Genomic DNA, 15,204 nt, shown 5'->3' on the forward strand with positions numbered 1-15,204 from the left:
CCGCTCGCCGTGCCGGGGCGCTCGGCGCCCTCGCCCCCTTATCCGTCGGTCCGTTCGAAGGTGACCAGCGGGACGTTCGGCTGCTCCGGGGTGGCGTGCAGCACGGCGACGACGCCGAGGCCCGCGCCGACGGCCAGCGCGGCGGCGACCAGGCAGGTCAGGGCGGCGGCGAGCAGTCGTGGCATGGCGCGGCGGACCCTTCGTCGTGGTACCTCGCCGCCGTGTGCGGCGCCCAGAGTCTCGGCGGGCACTGACGGGGTGTCAAGGCGCGTCTACTGCCCCCGGCCCAGGGCGGAGTACGACCGCCGGTACGGTTTCGGCCCGCTTCCGTGCCCGTTCGGCCCACCTCCGCGCACCGGCGCCCGGCCCGGCGGGCCCGCCGCTACGGTGTGCCGCTCGGAGCCCGGCACGGGCTCTCAGGGAGTGCCCCGCGCCTGCCTCACAGGAGTGCCCGTATGCGGAAGACTGCCTCACCCCTGTCCCTGGTCCTGCTCGGCAGCGGCGTGTTCCTGCTGGTACTGGCGGCGATGCTGACCTGGTACGTCGAGCCGCAGGCGAAGCGGACCCCGGTGGACGTCGACGTCACCACGGTGCTCACCGGAACCGGGCGCTACTTCGAGACCGAGGACCTGGAGACCAGAAAGGGCCGCCTCACGATCACCCGGCACGTGCTCGGTGACGTGGCGGCCGGCGAGCGCACGGGGTGGGCCGTCTGGGACGTGTCCACGACCATTAATTCGCCGCGGACGCTGCGCCTGAAGGACCCGCGCAAGGCGCTCCTGTGGACCACCGGGCGCTGGGTCACCGACCGGCGGACGAACGCGCCGGTGCACTGCTGTGCCGAGTCCCCCGCGCGCTACGAGGGCGAGGCGTACCTGAAGTTCCCCTTCGATGTGCAGCGGCGCACCTACCGGTGGTGGGACGACACGCTCCGGGAGGCGGTGCCGCTCCGGTACACCGGGACGCGGCGGGTGGCGGGGTACCGGGGCTATGTCTTCACCGGCTCGGTGCCGGCGGCCAGGACCGGCACCCGCCAGGTGCCGGGCAGGTTCGTGGACCGGCCGCGGCAGCCGCAGATCCAGGCCGAGGAGTGGTACGCCAACGCCGGGATCCAGCTGGTCGTCGACCCGCTGAGCGGCCGGATCATCGACGCGGTGACCTCGCCGCGCAGGACGCTGCGGCCGCCCGGCGGGCAGCGGGACGTGGTGACGCTGCTGGACGGCCACCGGCTGCGCTTCACGCCCGCCACCCGCCGGGCCCAGGCGGCCCGGGCGGCAGCGGACGCCACGAAGCGGGAGCTCGTCGGCGAGACGGTTCCCCAGTGGGCGGCACGAGCGGGCGGCGTACTGGCCCTGGCGGGCGCGGTACTGGTCGCCATCGGGCGGCGGCCGCGGCCGGAGTCCGCTCCTCGTGCGGACGAATCCGAAGGCGCGGGGCCGGAGTTCGCCACTCCGGCGTCCGGCCCCGAGGGAGGGCGCGGCGCGCGCTGACCGCCCTCGGGCCACCGGCGCTTTCCGGTCGGCTCGTTCCGCACGGCTCAGTACGCAGTACGTCCCCCACCCTGGGTACCGCACCCTGAGACGAGTGGGAGCGCAGATGCCCCAGCACGTGCCACCGCTGCCGCACGCCCCTGCCGTGGAGCCCGCACGCCCCTGGCACGAGCCTCTGCGCCCGCACGCCCGCAGACCGCCCCGTACGGCGCCACAGCCGTTTCCGCGCCGCATCGTCTTCCTCGCCCGGCGGGACCTCGGCAACCCCGCGGCGGGCGGCTCCGAACTGCTCGTCGACCGCCTCGCCGACGGCCTCACCGCCCTGGGCCACCAGGTCACCCTGCTGTGCGGCGGACCGGCCGCGCACCGCGGCTACCGGGTGATCTCGGCGGGCGGCGACGCGAGCCACTTCCTGCGCGCCCGCGGCCGGTTCGCCCGCCGGGTCGGCGGCTGCGACCTGCTGGTGGAGGTCTGCAACGGTATGCCGTACCTGGCGCCCCTGTGGCACAGCGGCCCGACCCTGTGCCTGGTCAACCACGTCCACACCGACCTGTGGGGGCTGCGCTGCCCGGCCCCCGCCGCCTTCCTGGGCCGCCGTCTGGAGCGGTGGGCGCTGGCCGGCACCCACCGCGGCAATCTGATGGTCGCGGTCTCCGGGTCGACCGCCGAGGCGCTGCACGGCCTGGGTGTGCCGCGGGACCGCGTCCGGCTGGTGCACAACGGCGTCGAGCAGCCGGGTCCGCTGCTCCCGAAGTCCCCCGAACCGCTGTTCCTGGCCATGGGCAGACTCGTCGAGTACAAGCGGATCGGCCTGCTCCTGCGGCTGTGGGAGCAGGTACGGCCGGTCACCGGGGGCCGGCTGGTCATCGTCGGGGACGGGCCCGAGCGGCGCCGCCTGGAGGCCCTGGCGGGCCCCGGCGTCCGCTTCACGGGCCGCGTCACCGAGCGGGAGAAGCACGAGCTGCTGTGCCGCTCCTGGCTGCTGCTGCACCCCTCGCTGGTCGAGGGGTGGGGCCTGGTGGTCATGGAGGCGGCGGCCCGGCGCACCCCGGCCGTCGGCTTCGACATACCGGGGCTGCGCGACTCCGTACAGGACGGGGTGACCGGGCTGCTCGCACGGGGCGAGAGCGCGTTCGCCGCCCACTGGTGCGCGCTCGCCTTCAGTCCGGAGCGCCGCCACGCGCTGGGCCGCGCGGCCGAGTTGCGCGCCGCGCGCTTCCGGTGGAGCGCCACGGTCCGCAGCTTCCGCGCGGTGGCCGCGGAGGCCGCGTACACGGCACGGGGGCGGTGAAGCGGCGGTGCGCGATCCTTCGCTGCGCAGGTCCCTCGCCCTCCTCCGCGCCTTCCGGCACGAGCAGACCGACCCCGAGGGCTGTTACGGGCTGCTCGCCCGGGACGCGGCCGACCAGCTCGAGCGGTACGCCCCGCTGGCCGGGGCCGTGGTGGCCGATGTCGGCGGCGGCGCGGGGCACTTCACCGAGGAGTTCCGCCGCCGCGGCGCGCTCGCGGTGCTTCTCGAACCGGACCCGGCCGAACTGTACGCGCGCGGCGCACCGCCAGAAGGCGCGGTGCGCGCAGACGGCTATCTGCTGCCCCTCGCGGACGGCGCCGCCGACATCTGCTTCTCCTCCAACGTCCTCGAACACGTCGCCGACCCGCGTACCTTCCTCAGCGAGATGGTGCGGGTCACCCGCCCCGGTGGGCTGATCTACGTCGCCTTCACCAACTGGCTCTCCCCCTGGGGCGGTCACGAGACGGCGCCCTGGCACTACCTGGGCGCGCGCCGGGCCCGCGACCGCTACCGGCGGCGCACCGGGCGCAGCCCCAAGCACGTCCTCGGTGAGAACCTCTTCGCTCTCCATGTCGGGCCCACGCTGCGCCAGGTACGGGCCCGCCCGGACATCGAGGTGCTCGCCGCGCGGTCCCGCTATGCGCCGTTCCTGGCCGGCGCCGTCGCCCGCCTGCCCGGCGTACGCGAGGTCGCCACCTGGAACCTCCTTCTCATACTCCGGCGGTTGCCATGACCCAGACGCTCGCCACCTCGCGCTCTCCGGGCTCCCCCGACCCGGGGAGCACCCCGACGCCCGCGCCCGGCGGGCCGCCACCGGAGCGGCCACGGCGGCGGAGCTGGCTGCTCGCCTTCTGGGCGGCCGCCTTCGTCGCCTTCCTGGCGCCGTCGCCGGGCCGGATGACCTTCGAGACCAAGCTCGGTGTGGCGCTGGCCCCGTGGCAGTTCCTCGTCGACCTCGGGAGCCTGTGGCACGACCGGGCCGGGTTCGGCGGCCTCGCCGACCAGTACATCGGCTACGCCTTCCCGATGCTCCCGTACTACGCGCTGGCCGACCTGGCGCACCTGCCGGTCTGGATCGCCGAACGGCTGTGGCTGTCCCTGGTGGTGACCGCCGCCTTCTGGGGCGCGCTGCGGCTGGCCGAGCGCCTGAAGGTGGGCAGCCCGCCGTCCCGGCTGCTGGGCGCCGCCACGTATGCGCTGTGGCCCGCCTTCACCATCGTCATCGGCTCCACGTCCGCGGCCGCGCTGCCGGGCGCGGTCCTCCCGTGGGTCCTGCTGCCGCTGGCGGACCCGTACCGCACCGCGCGCCTGGCGGCGGCCCGTTCGGCGTTGCTGGTCCCCTTCATGGGCGGCGTCAACGCGGCCTGCACGCTCGCCGCGCTGCTGCCCGCGCTGCTCTACGTGCTCACCCGTACCGGCTCCCGGAGGTGGCGGCTCCTGGCCTGGTGGCTGCCGGGCGTGGTGCTGGCCACCGCGTGGTGGTCGATACCGCTGCTCCTCCTGGGCCTGCACGGCGAGAACTTCATGCCGTACATCGAGCAGGCCGACACCACCACCGCCACCATGTCGGCCACCGAACTGCTGCGCGGCGCCGGGAACTGGGTCGCGTACCTGAACTTCGGCGAGCCCTGGCTGCCGGCCGGCTGGACGCTGGTCGCCGGGGTCTTCACGGTGCTCGGCACCGTGCTCACGGCCGCGCTGGGCCTGGCCGGGCTCGCCCGCCGGGACCTGCCCGAGCGGCGCTGGCTGCTGCTGACTGTGCTGGCCGTCGTGGCGGTCACGCTGGCCGGGTACGGGGGCGCGCTGGGCGGCCCGCTGCACGAGCGGGTGCAAGCCTGGCTGGACGGGCCGCTGCAGCCGTTCCGCAACGTCTACAAGTTCGCGCCGGGCCTCGCCCTCGCGCTGGCCTACGGGCTGACGCACCTCACGGGCGCGGCATACGGGCCGCGCGAGCGCCGCCCGGTGCGCGGCGGCCGGTGGTACGTGCCCCTGATCGTCGCGTTCCTGCTGCTCCCGGCCCTCGCCCTGCCCTACCTGAACGGCACGGTCCTGCAGTCCGGTGCCTTCACGCGGCTGCCCGCCCACTGGCAGCGCACCGCCGACTGGCTGAAGGAGCACAGCCCCGACGACCGCGCGCTGGTCGTCCCCGCCACCGCGCACGGCCTGTACACCTGGGGCTCCCCCATCGACCAGCCGCTGGACGTGCTCGCGGAATCCCGGTGGGCGCAGCGTGACTTCGTCCCCTTCGGCACGAAGGGCTCACGGCGCGCTCTGGACGCCGTGGAGCAGGCACTGATGACCGGGGCCCAAGTGCCGGGCCTGCGCGGCTTCCTGGCCCGCTCGGGGCTCCACAACGTCGTGGTGCGCAACGACCTGGACCCCGACCAGCTCGGCTACGTCCCCTCGCAGACCGTCCGGCGCACCCTCGTGACGTCCGGCTACCGCAAGGTGGCCTCCTTCGGGCCGCTGACCACCAGCGGCCGGATCGCGGCCGGCACCCCGGTCCAGGTGCAGGGGCTGTACCCGAGGCAGCGCGCGGTGGAGATCTACGAGCCAGTGGGCACCCCGCGGCCCGGTCCCGTCACCGTCAGGGCCGCGGCCGACACCGCACAGCTCAGCGGCGGCCCCGAGGCGCTGCTGCAGTTCGCGGCCGACCCCCGGCTGCGCGACCGGCCGGCCGTACTGACCGGCGACGCGCACCCCGGTGTCGACACCCCGGCGCTCCAGCTCACCGGGGACGGCCTGCGCCGCGCCGATACCCGCTTCGGCCTGGTCAACACCAACACGTCCTACACGTACACCCCCGGCGAGCGGAACGGCCCGGACAGCGTGCAGGACCCCGGCCGCCCGCCGCGCCAGATCCTGCCCACCCACGGCATCGAGCACCAGACCACCGCCGTACTGCGCGGCGCCCGCAGGGTCACCGCGTCCTCCAGCGGCAGCTGGCTCTTCCACCTCCCGCAGTACGACCCGGTGCACGCCTTCGACGGCGACCCGGACACCGCCTGGGCGGAGGGCAGCGCGGGCGAACCGGTGGGCCAGTGGCTGAGGATCGCCTTCAGCCGCCCCGTGGACGTCCCCGCGACGCTCTCGCTGACCCCGCTGGCCGGGGACGGGCTGCGCGCCGCTCCCACGGCCGTACGCGTCACCACGGACCGCGGCAGCGCGGTCAGCCAACTCCGCACCGACGGGCGGCGGCAGCCGGTCAAGGCGCCCCCGGGGCGGGCGAAGTGGCTGAAGATCACCCTCGTGGGGGCGGAACAGCCGCGCCCCGGGGTCTCCGGCGCGGGCATCTCCGAGGTCACCCTTCCCGGCGTCCGGGTCACCCGGTTCCTCCGGCTCCCCGCGGACTCCACGTATCCGGACGCGCCCGCCACCACGTACGCGCTGCACCGGGGCAGCGACCCCGGCGGGCTCTCCCCGGGCTCGGCGGAGACCGGGCTGCGCCGCCAGTTCCGTACCGGGGCCGACGGCTCGTACCGGGTCTCCGCCCAGGCGCTGGCCGTCCCCGGCCGCGCCCTGGACGCGCTGCTCACGAAGGCCGCGCCCGAACAGCGCCGCCGGATCACGGCCACCGCCGACTCCACCAGCAGTACGGGGCGGTCGCTCAGCCCGCGCAACCTCGTGGACGGCGATCTCACCACTGCCTGGATCGCCGGGGACGACCCCACGGTCCATCTGCGCTGGCCCGGCAAGAAGAAGATCGACACCATTGTGCTGGGCGCCGCCGGCGGCATCTCGGCGCGCCCCGAACAGATCCTGATCAACTCCCCCTACGGAGCGGCCACCGCCGGGGTCGACGAGAACGGCACGGCCCGCTTCGACCCGATCACCACCGACCGCCTCGACATCACCGTCTCCCGGGTCGCGCCGCTGACCCTGCACAACCCCGTCGCCGGCCGGCCGCTCCAACTGCCCGTGGGGCTCAGCGAGATCTACCTCCCGGCCCTCAAGAAGTACCGGACTCCGCCGCCCCCACGGGACGCGCGCTTCTCGCTCCCCTGTGGCCGCGGCCCGGACCTCACCATCGACGGCGTCCCGTACCCCACCAAGTCCTCCGGCCTGGTCCGCGACCTGGTGCAGCGCCGCCCCGTCAAGGTCGAGCTGTGCCGTGCGGAGGGCGGCCGGGTCGTCCTGCCCGCCGGGCGGCACCGCGTCGAGGCCGGTGGCCGCGGGCCGCTCGCGCTGACCGACGTGACGCTCCGCCGCGGCAGCCCGGCGCCGACGGCCGTCGCGCCGCGCCGGGTCATCGCGGGCGCCGACTGGTCGGGCGACAGCCGGGACGCCTACGTCGGCCCCGGGCGGGCCGTCTACCTCCAGACGTACGAGAACGCCAACGACGGCTGGCGCGCCACCCTGGACGGCCGCCCGCTCACTCCGCTGCGGGTGGACGGCTGGCAGCAGGCGTTCCTGATCCCGGCCGGCGGGGGCGGCACGGTCCACCTGTACTACGCGCCGGCCGCGCAGTACCGGCTGGGGCTGATCCTCGGGGCCGTCGGCGTGCTCCTGGTGGCGGCGTGCGCGCTGATAGGGCGGCACCGCGAGGCGGGCGAGGCGCCGGTACCGGTGGCGCCGCCCGCGCCCTCCTGGGTGCTCGGCGTCGTCGTGCTCACCGCCGTGCTGGCCCTCGCCACCGGACCGTACGCCGCGGCAGTACCGGTGCTCGCGCTGCTCGCCCGCGCCTGCCCGGGCGCCCTCGCGCCGCTCGCCTTCCTCGCGATGGCGGCGGCCGGCGTCGTCGCGTCCTTCGGGGCGGGCCTCCCGGCCTCGCTCGGCCGCGGCCCGTTCAGCGCCCCGGCCCAGGCCCTCGCCCTGTTCGCCCTGGCGGCGGCGCTGGTGACGGTGCCACCGGGCCGGCTGTGGCCGGCGTCGTGGCGACTGCGCCGGAAGCGGAAGGCGCCGGAACCGGAGCCGGAGGAGGGTGCGGCTGAGGCAGGCGCACCCGGCCAGGAACCCGCCCCCACCCGGCCGCTCCCGGCCGACGGCGGCGTCCCGCCGGGCTCCGAGGACGACACGGCGGTCCTGCCACCCGTCCCCACGGAGGAACCGCCTCCGGAGACGAAGACACCGCCACTTGAAGAGCAGCCGCCCCCTCGGGAGGAGCAGCCTCCCTCTCCGAAGGAGGAGACGCCGCCTCCCGAGGAGCAGCCGCCGCTCCGCCAGGAGGAGACGCCGCGGCCTCCGCTGCCGCGCCGCAAGAAGCGCGCCGGCGAGGCGCGCAACAACGAGCCGCGCGAGGAGAAGGACGGGGAGGAACCCGGCCCATGACCCCCATCACCCGCATGCCCTCCGAGGCGCCCGAGACGCCCCCGCACCCGCCCAGGGCGCCACGCACCGCCGTGCCACCGCCCCGCCCGGCCCCCTTCTCCCTCGTGGACGAGATCGCCCGGCACTGCGCCCAGGAGACCGAGCCGGAGACCGTGCACGTGGAGGTGCACTTGCCGGAACGCGTGGACCACCCGCGGCTGCGCGCCGCATTCGGGCGGGCGCTGGCGCGGCACCCGAGGGCGCTGCTGCGGCAGGCCCCCGTGCGCTGGTGGCACCGGCGATACGTATGGGAGCCGGCCGGCGCACCGGACCCGGCTCCGGTGTCCTTCTCCGGGCCGGACCCGGGGACGCTGCACCGCGCCCGGGAGCGGGCACTTGCCGAGTGCCCGCCCCTGGACGCCGGGCCGCCCGTACGCCTGGCGGTGATCGAACGGGCCACCGGTACGGACACCGGCACCGTGCTGCTCCTCACCGCCCACCACACCGCGCTGGACGCCCCGTCCTGCCTGCGCCTGCTGGCGACCACCGCCGAGCTGTACGGCGGCGCGGCCAACTCTCCCGCACCGGCTCCCTTACGCGTCCCGGCCCCGGCCGCCCGGCGCACCCGTAGGAGCGGCGCGGCACCCCTAAGTACCGCGCTGCGCCCTCCGGCCCGCATCGCCGCCGACCGTGCCGGCACGGCCCCCGGCAACGGCAACGGCATGCTCCTGGCCGAACTGCCCGTACCGGACCGCCCGCCCGGCGCTCCCGGGGCGGCGCGTTCCGCGCACACGGTCAATGACCAACTCCTCGTGGCCGCCTTCCTGATGGTGACCCGCTGGAACCGACTGCACGGCACACCCGCCGCTCCCGTGGTGCTCACCATGCCGGTCGACGACCGGCCGCGCGGTGCCGGGATGCCGCTCGGCAACGGGACACGGCTGGTCCAGGTGCGCTTCGGACCGGCGGACCTCCGGGACGCGGCTTCGGCCGCCGCCTCCGCTCCGCCGGACCCGGCGGCGGTCGCCCGGCTGCTGCGCCGCACCGCGGCCCGCACCCGCGCCCTCAAGGCCACGCCGGGCCGCCCCCTGGGGCTCGCGGGCGCCGTCCTGACCGCCCCCGTGCTGCCGGTCGGCGTACGGGCCGCCGTCACCCGCCGCGCGCGGGCCACCGCCGCGCCCTGGACGTCCACCGCCCTGCTCTCCAACATCGGCCGGGTGCCGTACCCGTTCGACTTCGGCGACGCGGGCCGGGCCACCGGGGTGTGGTTCTCCGCGCCGGCCCGGATGCCGCGCGGGCTGTCGCTCGCCACCGTCTCCACCGGCGGCCGGATACAGCTGAGCCTGCGCTGGTCCCGGGCGCTGCTGGACGACGCGGCGGGCGCCGCCCTGTACGCGCTCTTCGAGGAGTCATTGGCGGCGACCTCCTGGAGCGGCGCATGACCACAGCAGGCGCATGGCACGGTCTCGAGGGCCTGCGGTCCTTCTACGAGAACCCGTTGGTGCCCGTCGCCTCCGGGGCCGAACGGGCGCGGCGGCAGGCGCTGATGCTCGCGCGGGCGCTCGGCCCGGTAGAGGACGGTCGGCCCCCGGCCACCATCCTCGATGTCGGCTGCGGCGACGGGTCGGCGGCGGCCACCGCCGCGCCGTACCTGCCCGGTCACCGCATTGTGGGCGTCGACTGGTCACAGGACGCGCTGCGCCGCGCGGCGACGCGCATCCCGTATGCCGTGCGCGGCGAACTCACCGGCACCGGGCTGCCCTTCGGGAACGGGGTGGCCGACGCCGTGCTCTTCAGCGAGGTCGTCGAGCACCTCGTCGACCCCGACGCGGCCCTCGACGAGCTGCGCCGCGTTCTGCGCCCGGGCGGCCATCTGCTGCTCTCCACGCCCAATCTCGCCGCCTGGTACAACCGCGGCCTGCTGCTGGCCGGCGTGCAGCCGGTGTTCTCGGAGGTGAGCCTGCGCGGCATCCACGGCCGCCCGGGCAGCCAGGTCGTCGGCCATCTGCGGCTCTACACCGCCCGTGCGCTGCGCGGTTTCCTGACGGCTGCCGGGTTCGAGGTCGTACGGATGGCGGGGGCGCCGTACCACGATGTGCCGCGCCCGCTGCGGCCGCTGGACCGGGCGCTCTGCCGGTTCCCGTCGCTGGCGTCCATCCTGCTGGTGCACGCCCGTCGGGCGGGGCGGTAACCGTGCCGCGCCGTGGACCGGTACCCGCCGCCGGCCAGCACCGTTCCGCCACCGCACTCGTACGAGGGAGCTGACGCATGAAACCGGACGACCCGCTGCTGCGCATACTCGCCTGTCCGCTCGACAAGGGGCCGCTGGCCCTGATCGCCGCGGAGGACGTGCTCTACAACCCCCGGCTGCGCCGCCGCTACCCGATCCTGGACGGTGTGCCGCAGCTGCTGCCCTCTTCGGGGGAGCAGGTCTCCCCCGAAGAGCACGAGCGGCTGCTGTCCCGTATGCAGGCAGCGGGCGGGGCGCACGGTGCGGCGGACGCCTCCGAAGGCGGGGCCCGGCCGTGACGCTCGCCGCGCGGCTCGCCCCGCACCTGCCCCCGCGGCTGGTCTCCGCCGCCGCCACGCTGCTCTACCCGCGCTTCGAGCCCGAGCTGCGCCGGCTCTCCGACTTCTGCCGGCCCGGCGGCACCGCCGTGGACGTGGGCGGCTGGTACGGGCCCTGGGCCCGGCATCTGGCGCGCCGCGCCGACCGGGTGGTCACCCTGGAGCCGGTACCGCACCTGGCGCGGCTCCTGGCGGCCGTGACGCCCGACAACGTCGAGGTCGTGCGGGCCGCGGCCGGCGACCGCTCGGGGACCGCCACGTTATGGCTGCCCTCCGGGGGGCGCGGCGACCGCGGCGTCTCCTCGCTGGTGCGCCGCCGGCTGCACCGCAGCGCCCTGGAGGTGCGGTGCGTGGCCCTGGACGACCTGGAGCTGTCCGACGTGACGATCATCAAGATCGATGTGGACGGCGCCGAGCCGGCGGTGCTGCGCGGCGCCGAACGCACCGTCGAGCGGTACCGGCCCGCCCTCTTCGTCGAACTGGAGACACGCATCCAGCCGCTCGGGCCGATCCTGGAGTGGATCGCGGCGCGGGACTACAGAGGCTGGGTGCTGCCCGGCGACCGCTGGCTCCCCCTGGCCGCCTTCGACCTCCCGGGGCACCAGGCCCGCACGTCCTATGTGGCCGAGCACGGGCTGCTGCGCCGCACTCTGGTTCCGCACCGCCGCTACGTCAACTCCGTGCTCTTCCTGCCGCGCGGCCACGGCCCCGGTGACCCCACGTACCGTACGAACCCGGCCGCCACCCGCCCCGTACTGCGCGACGATGTGCGGCATGAGCCCTACGGATGAGCCCGGACCCCCACCCGAAGAACCGCGGAGCCGGCTGCAGGAGCCCGGAGGAGGGCCGCAGGGGCCGCTCGGCGTGCCGGGCCGGCTGGGCTTCCAGCTGGTCCTGCTGCGCCGCATGGCGGACCACCAGCCGGGCCTGGTGGAAGACGCGCTGCGGACCTTGGGCGTGACCCGCCCCGAGATGCGCGAGGCCAACCGCCGCTGGCAGGCGATGAGCCGCTCGCCCCGGTCGCGCGGCGCCCTGCAGCGCTACCGCTCGGTCCTGGGCCCTCCGGAGACCGACACCGCTCGCCAGGTGGGCGACCTGACGTGCCGAGCGCTGACCTGGCCGGTACCGCTCTGGCCCGATCTGCGCTTCGAGGTGCTGACCGCGCCCGGGGGCGCGGTGTGGAACGAGTGGCTGATCCGCGCCCCGGACGCGCCGGGCCCGGTACTCCGAACGGCCGACGACCTGGTGCCGTGGTCCTGCACTGTCGACGAGGTCGCACGTGCGTTCCCCCCGGCCCGCCCGATGGAGGGCTCGGCGCCCACCCGGTGGCGGCTCGGTTTCACCGCTCCGGACGCCGCCTCCGGCCGCCCCGGGCCACGGGTCGCGGAGTTCACGTGGGGCCTGCTGCAACGGCTGCTGGACTGACGGGGAGGACGGCGCGACGCCACTCGCACGGCCCCGTTCAGCGGGCAGCCGGACGCGTACGGCAGAAGGATGACGGTCGAGAGGTGTGCTGCCGCTCCTGCCCCTATCGGCCCACCCGCGGAGGAATCCCATGACCACCAGCGTTGGGCAGCTGCGTCGTTGCTCGGTCGCCGTCGACCTCGGCGCGGCGCGCACCCGGGTGTACGTGAAGAACCACGGCCTGATCGTGGACGAACCGACCGTCACAGCCGTCAACAGCCGTACCGGCGCGCTCATAGCCGTCGGCGGCCGCGCCGAGTACATGGCGGGCCGGACACCCGACCACATCCGGGTGGTCCGCCCGGTCTGCCACGGCACGATCGTGGACATCGAGATGGCCCAACGGCTGCTGCGGCAGCTCGTGGGCGACAAACTGCGCCGCGCGTGGCGGCGCAAACCCACCATGCGGGCGGCGGTCTGCCTGCCCGCCGGGAGCGAGCCGCTGACCCAGCGGGCCGCCGTGGAGACGCTCACCGGGCTCGGCGCCCGGCGGGTGGAACTGGTCGACACGATGGTGGCCGCCGCCGTCGGCTGCGGACTGCCGGTCGAACAGCCGGAAGCGACGATGATCGTGGTCTGCGGGGCCGGCACGACGCAGGTCGCCGTGTTGTCCCTCGGGTCCATCGTGGCCGCCCAGACCGTCCCCGTAGGCGGCGAGGCCGTCGACCACGCCGTCGTACAGCATCTGCGGCTGCACCACGAGCTGATGGTGGCCAGCCAGAACATCCGCCCGCTGCACCTGGCGCTCGCCGGTGACGACGGGCCCGAACCGGCCCCCGTGGAGGTGCACGGCCGGGACGTGGTCAGCGGCGAGGCCCGCTGCGTCGTGGTGGACCCCGAACGCGTACGGCGTGCCATCGCCGCCCGGCTCACCGGCGTCCTCGACGGCATCAGTGAAGTGCTGCGGCGCTGCCCGCCCGATCTGGTCGCCGACCTCGCCGAGCGCGGCATCATGCTGGCCGGCGGCAGCGCGCTGATCCCGGGCCTGGAGCCGATGATCCGGCAGGGCACGATGATGCCCGTCCAGGTGGCCGAGCGCCCGGACACCTGCGCCGTACAGGGGCTGGCCGCGATGATCGAGGGCCAGGTCTCCCCTCTGGAGCTGGCGCCGCTGACCGCCTGAAGCGCGCACCGCGCAAAGAGAGACGACGGAGCCCGCGCACCAGAAGGCGCGCGGGCTCCGTACGTATGCGGCGAGGGCTGCCCCTCTAGGGCGTCCGGGTGTTCCAGGCCACGACCGCGGGGCGGCCGTGTTCCGTGCCGAGCACGCCGACCGCCCCCGTCTCGAAGGTGAACAGCGCGCCCGCGGACGCGGGCAGCCCCAGCTGCCGGGCGGCCAGCACGCGCAGGAAGTGCGCGTGTCCGACCAGCGCGACATCTCCGTCGGCCGCGGCCCGCCGCGGCGCCAGCCGGGCCAGTACGCGGTCGGCGCGCGCCCCCACCTGTTCGGGCGTCTCGCCCGGATGCCCCTCGGGGCCGGGGGTGACGCCGTCGGTGAACAGGAACCACTCGGGGCGGGTGCGGTGGATGTCCACCGTGCGCACGCCTTCGTAGCCGCCGTAGTCCCACTCCACCAGGTCGCTGTCGACCTCGGCGTCGGTGAGACCGGCCAGCTCGGCGGTCCTGCGGGCCCTGGCCATCGGGCTGACCAGGGTCAGCGCCACTCGCCGGCCGGCGAGCAGCGGGCCCAGTTCACGGGCCTGCTCGACACCGCGCTCGGTGAGGGGGAGGTCGGTCCAGCTGGTGTGCTGGCCCGAACGGCTCCAGTCCGTCTCACCGTGCCGGATCAGCAGGAGTTCACTCACCGCCGCCCTGCTGCTCCTTCTGGGCCTCCTCGACGGACGCGCGGACCTCGTCCATGTCCAGGTTGCGGGCCTGGCCGATGACGTCCTCCAGGGCCTCCTCGGGGAGCGCGCCGGGCTGCGAGAAGACCGCGATGTTGTCGCGGACGATCATCACCGTGGGGATCGACTGGATCTGGAAGGCCGCGGCCAGCTCCGGCTGCGCCTCGGTGTCGACCTTGGCGAAGATCAGGTCTCCGTGCTTCTCGGAGGACTTCTCGAAGACCGGCGAGAACTGCTTGCACGGACCGCACCACTCGGCCCAGAAGTCGATCAGGACGAAGTCGTTCCCGGAGACGATCTCGTCGAAGTTGTCCTTGGTGAGCTCTACCGTGCTCATGTGCTTTCCCTGCTTCCGGTCCGGTCGTCGGTGTTCAGCCGCGTCAACAGGGGACGCGGAGGGACGTATTCCACCAGGGTGACCCACATACCGTGCTCCGCATCCCGCGCCACGCGGCCGTCCGGCACCCCTGCCCACGTTGCGCCGTCCTAGACATACGCATTCGGCCCGATCGGGGATGGGCCGACGCCCGGGCGTGTCGCGGCCCCGCACCGGGGCCCGCCGTGCTCCCGCACGGGGGTCGGCAGTACCCCAGCACCAGGTGGCCGGCGCCGCGCCATGGAGCGGTCAGTCCCGCTGCACCCGTAGGCCGTCGAAGACCATCGTGGCCAGCGCGTCGGCCAGCGTCGGCACGGACAGCCCGCCGTCCGGGCGGTACCACTCGATCAGGGAATTGACCGTACCGAACAGCAGCCGGCTGATCAGTCCCGGATCGATGTCACCGCGTACCCCGCCCTCGGCGGCCGCCCGCCGCACCAGCTCGGCGACCCGGTGATCGAAGTCACGCCGCCGCTCCAGAGCCCGCTTCTCCGCCTCGCTGTTCCCGTGCACGCGCAGCAGCAGCGTCACGTAGGGCAGCTCGGCGGCCAGCGTCTCCACGCTGCGGCGTACGGTGTGCTCCAGGCGGGCCGTGGCGTCCGCGTGCTCCCCGCACGGCTCGTCGAGTACGGCGAAGAGCGCGTCCAGGGCCCGGCCCACGGCCAGGTCGAGCAGCTCCTCCTTGCCGGACACATGGTGGTAGATGGAGGACTTGCTGATGCCCAGCCTGCGGGCCAGCTCCTCCATGCCGGTGCCGTCGTAGCCGCGCTCGTTGAACACCGCGACCGCGACCTCCACGAGGGAGTCGCGGTCGTAGGTGGTCCGGCCCTGCCGTGCCCCCGGGTTCCGGTCGGGTCGTCTGATCATGCCCTCACTGTGACACGGGCCGCGTCCGGTACGGGCGGGCGCCCGTACCGGGCCCGG

14 protein-coding genes are annotated in these 15,204 nt (G+C 75.1%); 10 read left to right on the forward strand and 4 right to left on the reverse strand.

What is annotated here, in order from left to right; genetic code table 11:
- Window positions 1-38 precede the first annotated feature (38 nt).
- Entirely contained in the window at window positions 39-185 is a 147-nt protein-coding gene (locus tag ACIGXO_RS12970; protein ID WP_399784579.1) for a hypothetical protein, read from the reverse strand.
- Between the two features lie 270 nt (window positions 186-455).
- On the opposite strand from ACIGXO_RS12970, the gene ACIGXO_RS12975 reads away from it, so the two are divergent.
- The 10 genes from ACIGXO_RS12975 (at window position 456) to ACIGXO_RS13020 (ending at window position 13,183) form a co-directional block, all read left to right on the forward strand.
- Window positions 456-1,490, forward strand: a complete 1,035-nt coding sequence (locus tag ACIGXO_RS12975) for a DUF3068 domain-containing protein (protein ID WP_399784582.1) — start codon at window positions 456-458, stop codon at window positions 1,488-1,490.
- A gap of 106 nt (window positions 1,491-1,596) precedes the next feature.
- Entirely contained in the window at window positions 1,597-2,781 is a 1,185-nt protein-coding gene (locus ACIGXO_RS12980) for a glycosyltransferase family 4 protein (protein ID WP_399784585.1), read from the forward strand.
- Window positions 2,782-2,788: 7 nt separating this feature from the next.
- Window positions 2,789-3,514, forward strand: coding sequence for a class I SAM-dependent methyltransferase (locus ACIGXO_RS12985; protein WP_399784588.1), 726 nt, complete (start codon window positions 2,789-2,791; stop codon window positions 3,512-3,514).
- The gene (locus ACIGXO_RS12990; RefSeq protein ID WP_399784590.1) at window positions 3,511-8,049 is read left to right on the forward strand and encodes an alpha-(1->3)-arabinofuranosyltransferase family protein; all 4,539 of its coding nucleotides are present in this window, start codon (window positions 3,511-3,513) and stop codon (window positions 8,047-8,049) included. Before ACIGXO_RS12985 ends, ACIGXO_RS12990 begins: the two co-directional genes overlap by 4 nt.
- A complete protein-coding gene (locus tag ACIGXO_RS12995) occupies window positions 8,046-9,470 on the forward strand; it encodes a condensation protein (RefSeq protein WP_399784593.1) in 1,425 nt (474 codons plus the stop codon). The genes ACIGXO_RS12990 and ACIGXO_RS12995 overlap by 4 nt, the downstream gene beginning before the upstream one ends.
- Window positions 9,467-10,219, forward strand: a complete 753-nt coding sequence (locus ACIGXO_RS13000) for a class I SAM-dependent methyltransferase (protein ID WP_399784596.1) — start codon at window positions 9,467-9,469, stop codon at window positions 10,217-10,219. Before ACIGXO_RS12995 ends, ACIGXO_RS13000 begins: the two co-directional genes overlap by 4 nt.
- Before the next feature lie 77 nt (window positions 10,220-10,296).
- The gene (locus ACIGXO_RS13005) at window positions 10,297-10,557 is read left to right on the forward strand and encodes a Trm112 family protein (RefSeq protein ID WP_399784600.1); all 261 of its coding nucleotides are present in this window, start codon (window positions 10,297-10,299) and stop codon (window positions 10,555-10,557) included.
- Window positions 10,554-11,387: an FkbM family methyltransferase gene (locus ACIGXO_RS13010; protein WP_399784603.1), complete on the forward strand. Its 834-nt coding sequence runs from the start codon at window positions 10,554-10,556 to the stop codon at window positions 11,385-11,387. Before ACIGXO_RS13005 ends, ACIGXO_RS13010 begins: the two co-directional genes overlap by 4 nt.
- Window positions 11,371-12,021 (forward strand): hypothetical protein, encoded by a 651-nt coding sequence (locus ACIGXO_RS13015; RefSeq protein WP_399784606.1) that lies wholly within the window; start codon window positions 11,371-11,373, stop codon window positions 12,019-12,021. The genes ACIGXO_RS13010 and ACIGXO_RS13015 overlap by 17 nt, the downstream gene beginning before the upstream one ends.
- A 130-nt stretch (window positions 12,022-12,151) precedes the next feature.
- The gene (locus ACIGXO_RS13020; protein ID WP_399784608.1) at window positions 12,152-13,183 is read left to right on the forward strand and encodes a rod shape-determining protein; all 1,032 of its coding nucleotides are present in this window, start codon (window positions 12,152-12,154) and stop codon (window positions 13,181-13,183) included.
- 85 nt (window positions 13,184-13,268) lie between these two features.
- Here the strand turns inward: ACIGXO_RS13020 and ACIGXO_RS13025 are convergent, their stop codons facing one another.
- The 3 genes from ACIGXO_RS13025 to ACIGXO_RS13035 form a co-directional block, all read right to left on the reverse strand.
- Window positions 13,269-13,865: a histidine phosphatase family protein gene (locus tag ACIGXO_RS13025; RefSeq protein WP_399784611.1), complete on the reverse strand. Its 597-nt coding sequence runs from the start codon at window positions 13,863-13,865 to the stop codon at window positions 13,269-13,271.
- Complete coding sequence (trxA, locus tag ACIGXO_RS13030) at window positions 13,858-14,241, reverse strand: thioredoxin (protein WP_399784615.1); 384 nt, start codon at window positions 14,239-14,241, stop codon at window positions 13,858-13,860. Before trxA ends, ACIGXO_RS13025 begins: the two co-directional genes overlap by 8 nt.
- 288 nt (window positions 14,242-14,529) lie before the next feature.
- The gene (locus ACIGXO_RS13035) at window positions 14,530-15,147 is read right to left on the reverse strand and encodes a TetR/AcrR family transcriptional regulator (RefSeq protein ID WP_399784618.1); all 618 of its coding nucleotides are present in this window, start codon (window positions 15,145-15,147) and stop codon (window positions 14,530-14,532) included.
- Window positions 15,148-15,204: the final 57 nt, after the last annotated feature.

Source organism: Streptomyces sp. NPDC053542 (genome assembly GCF_044544685.1).
Classification (GTDB): domain Bacteria; phylum Actinomycetota; class Actinomycetes; order Streptomycetales; family Streptomycetaceae; genus Streptomyces.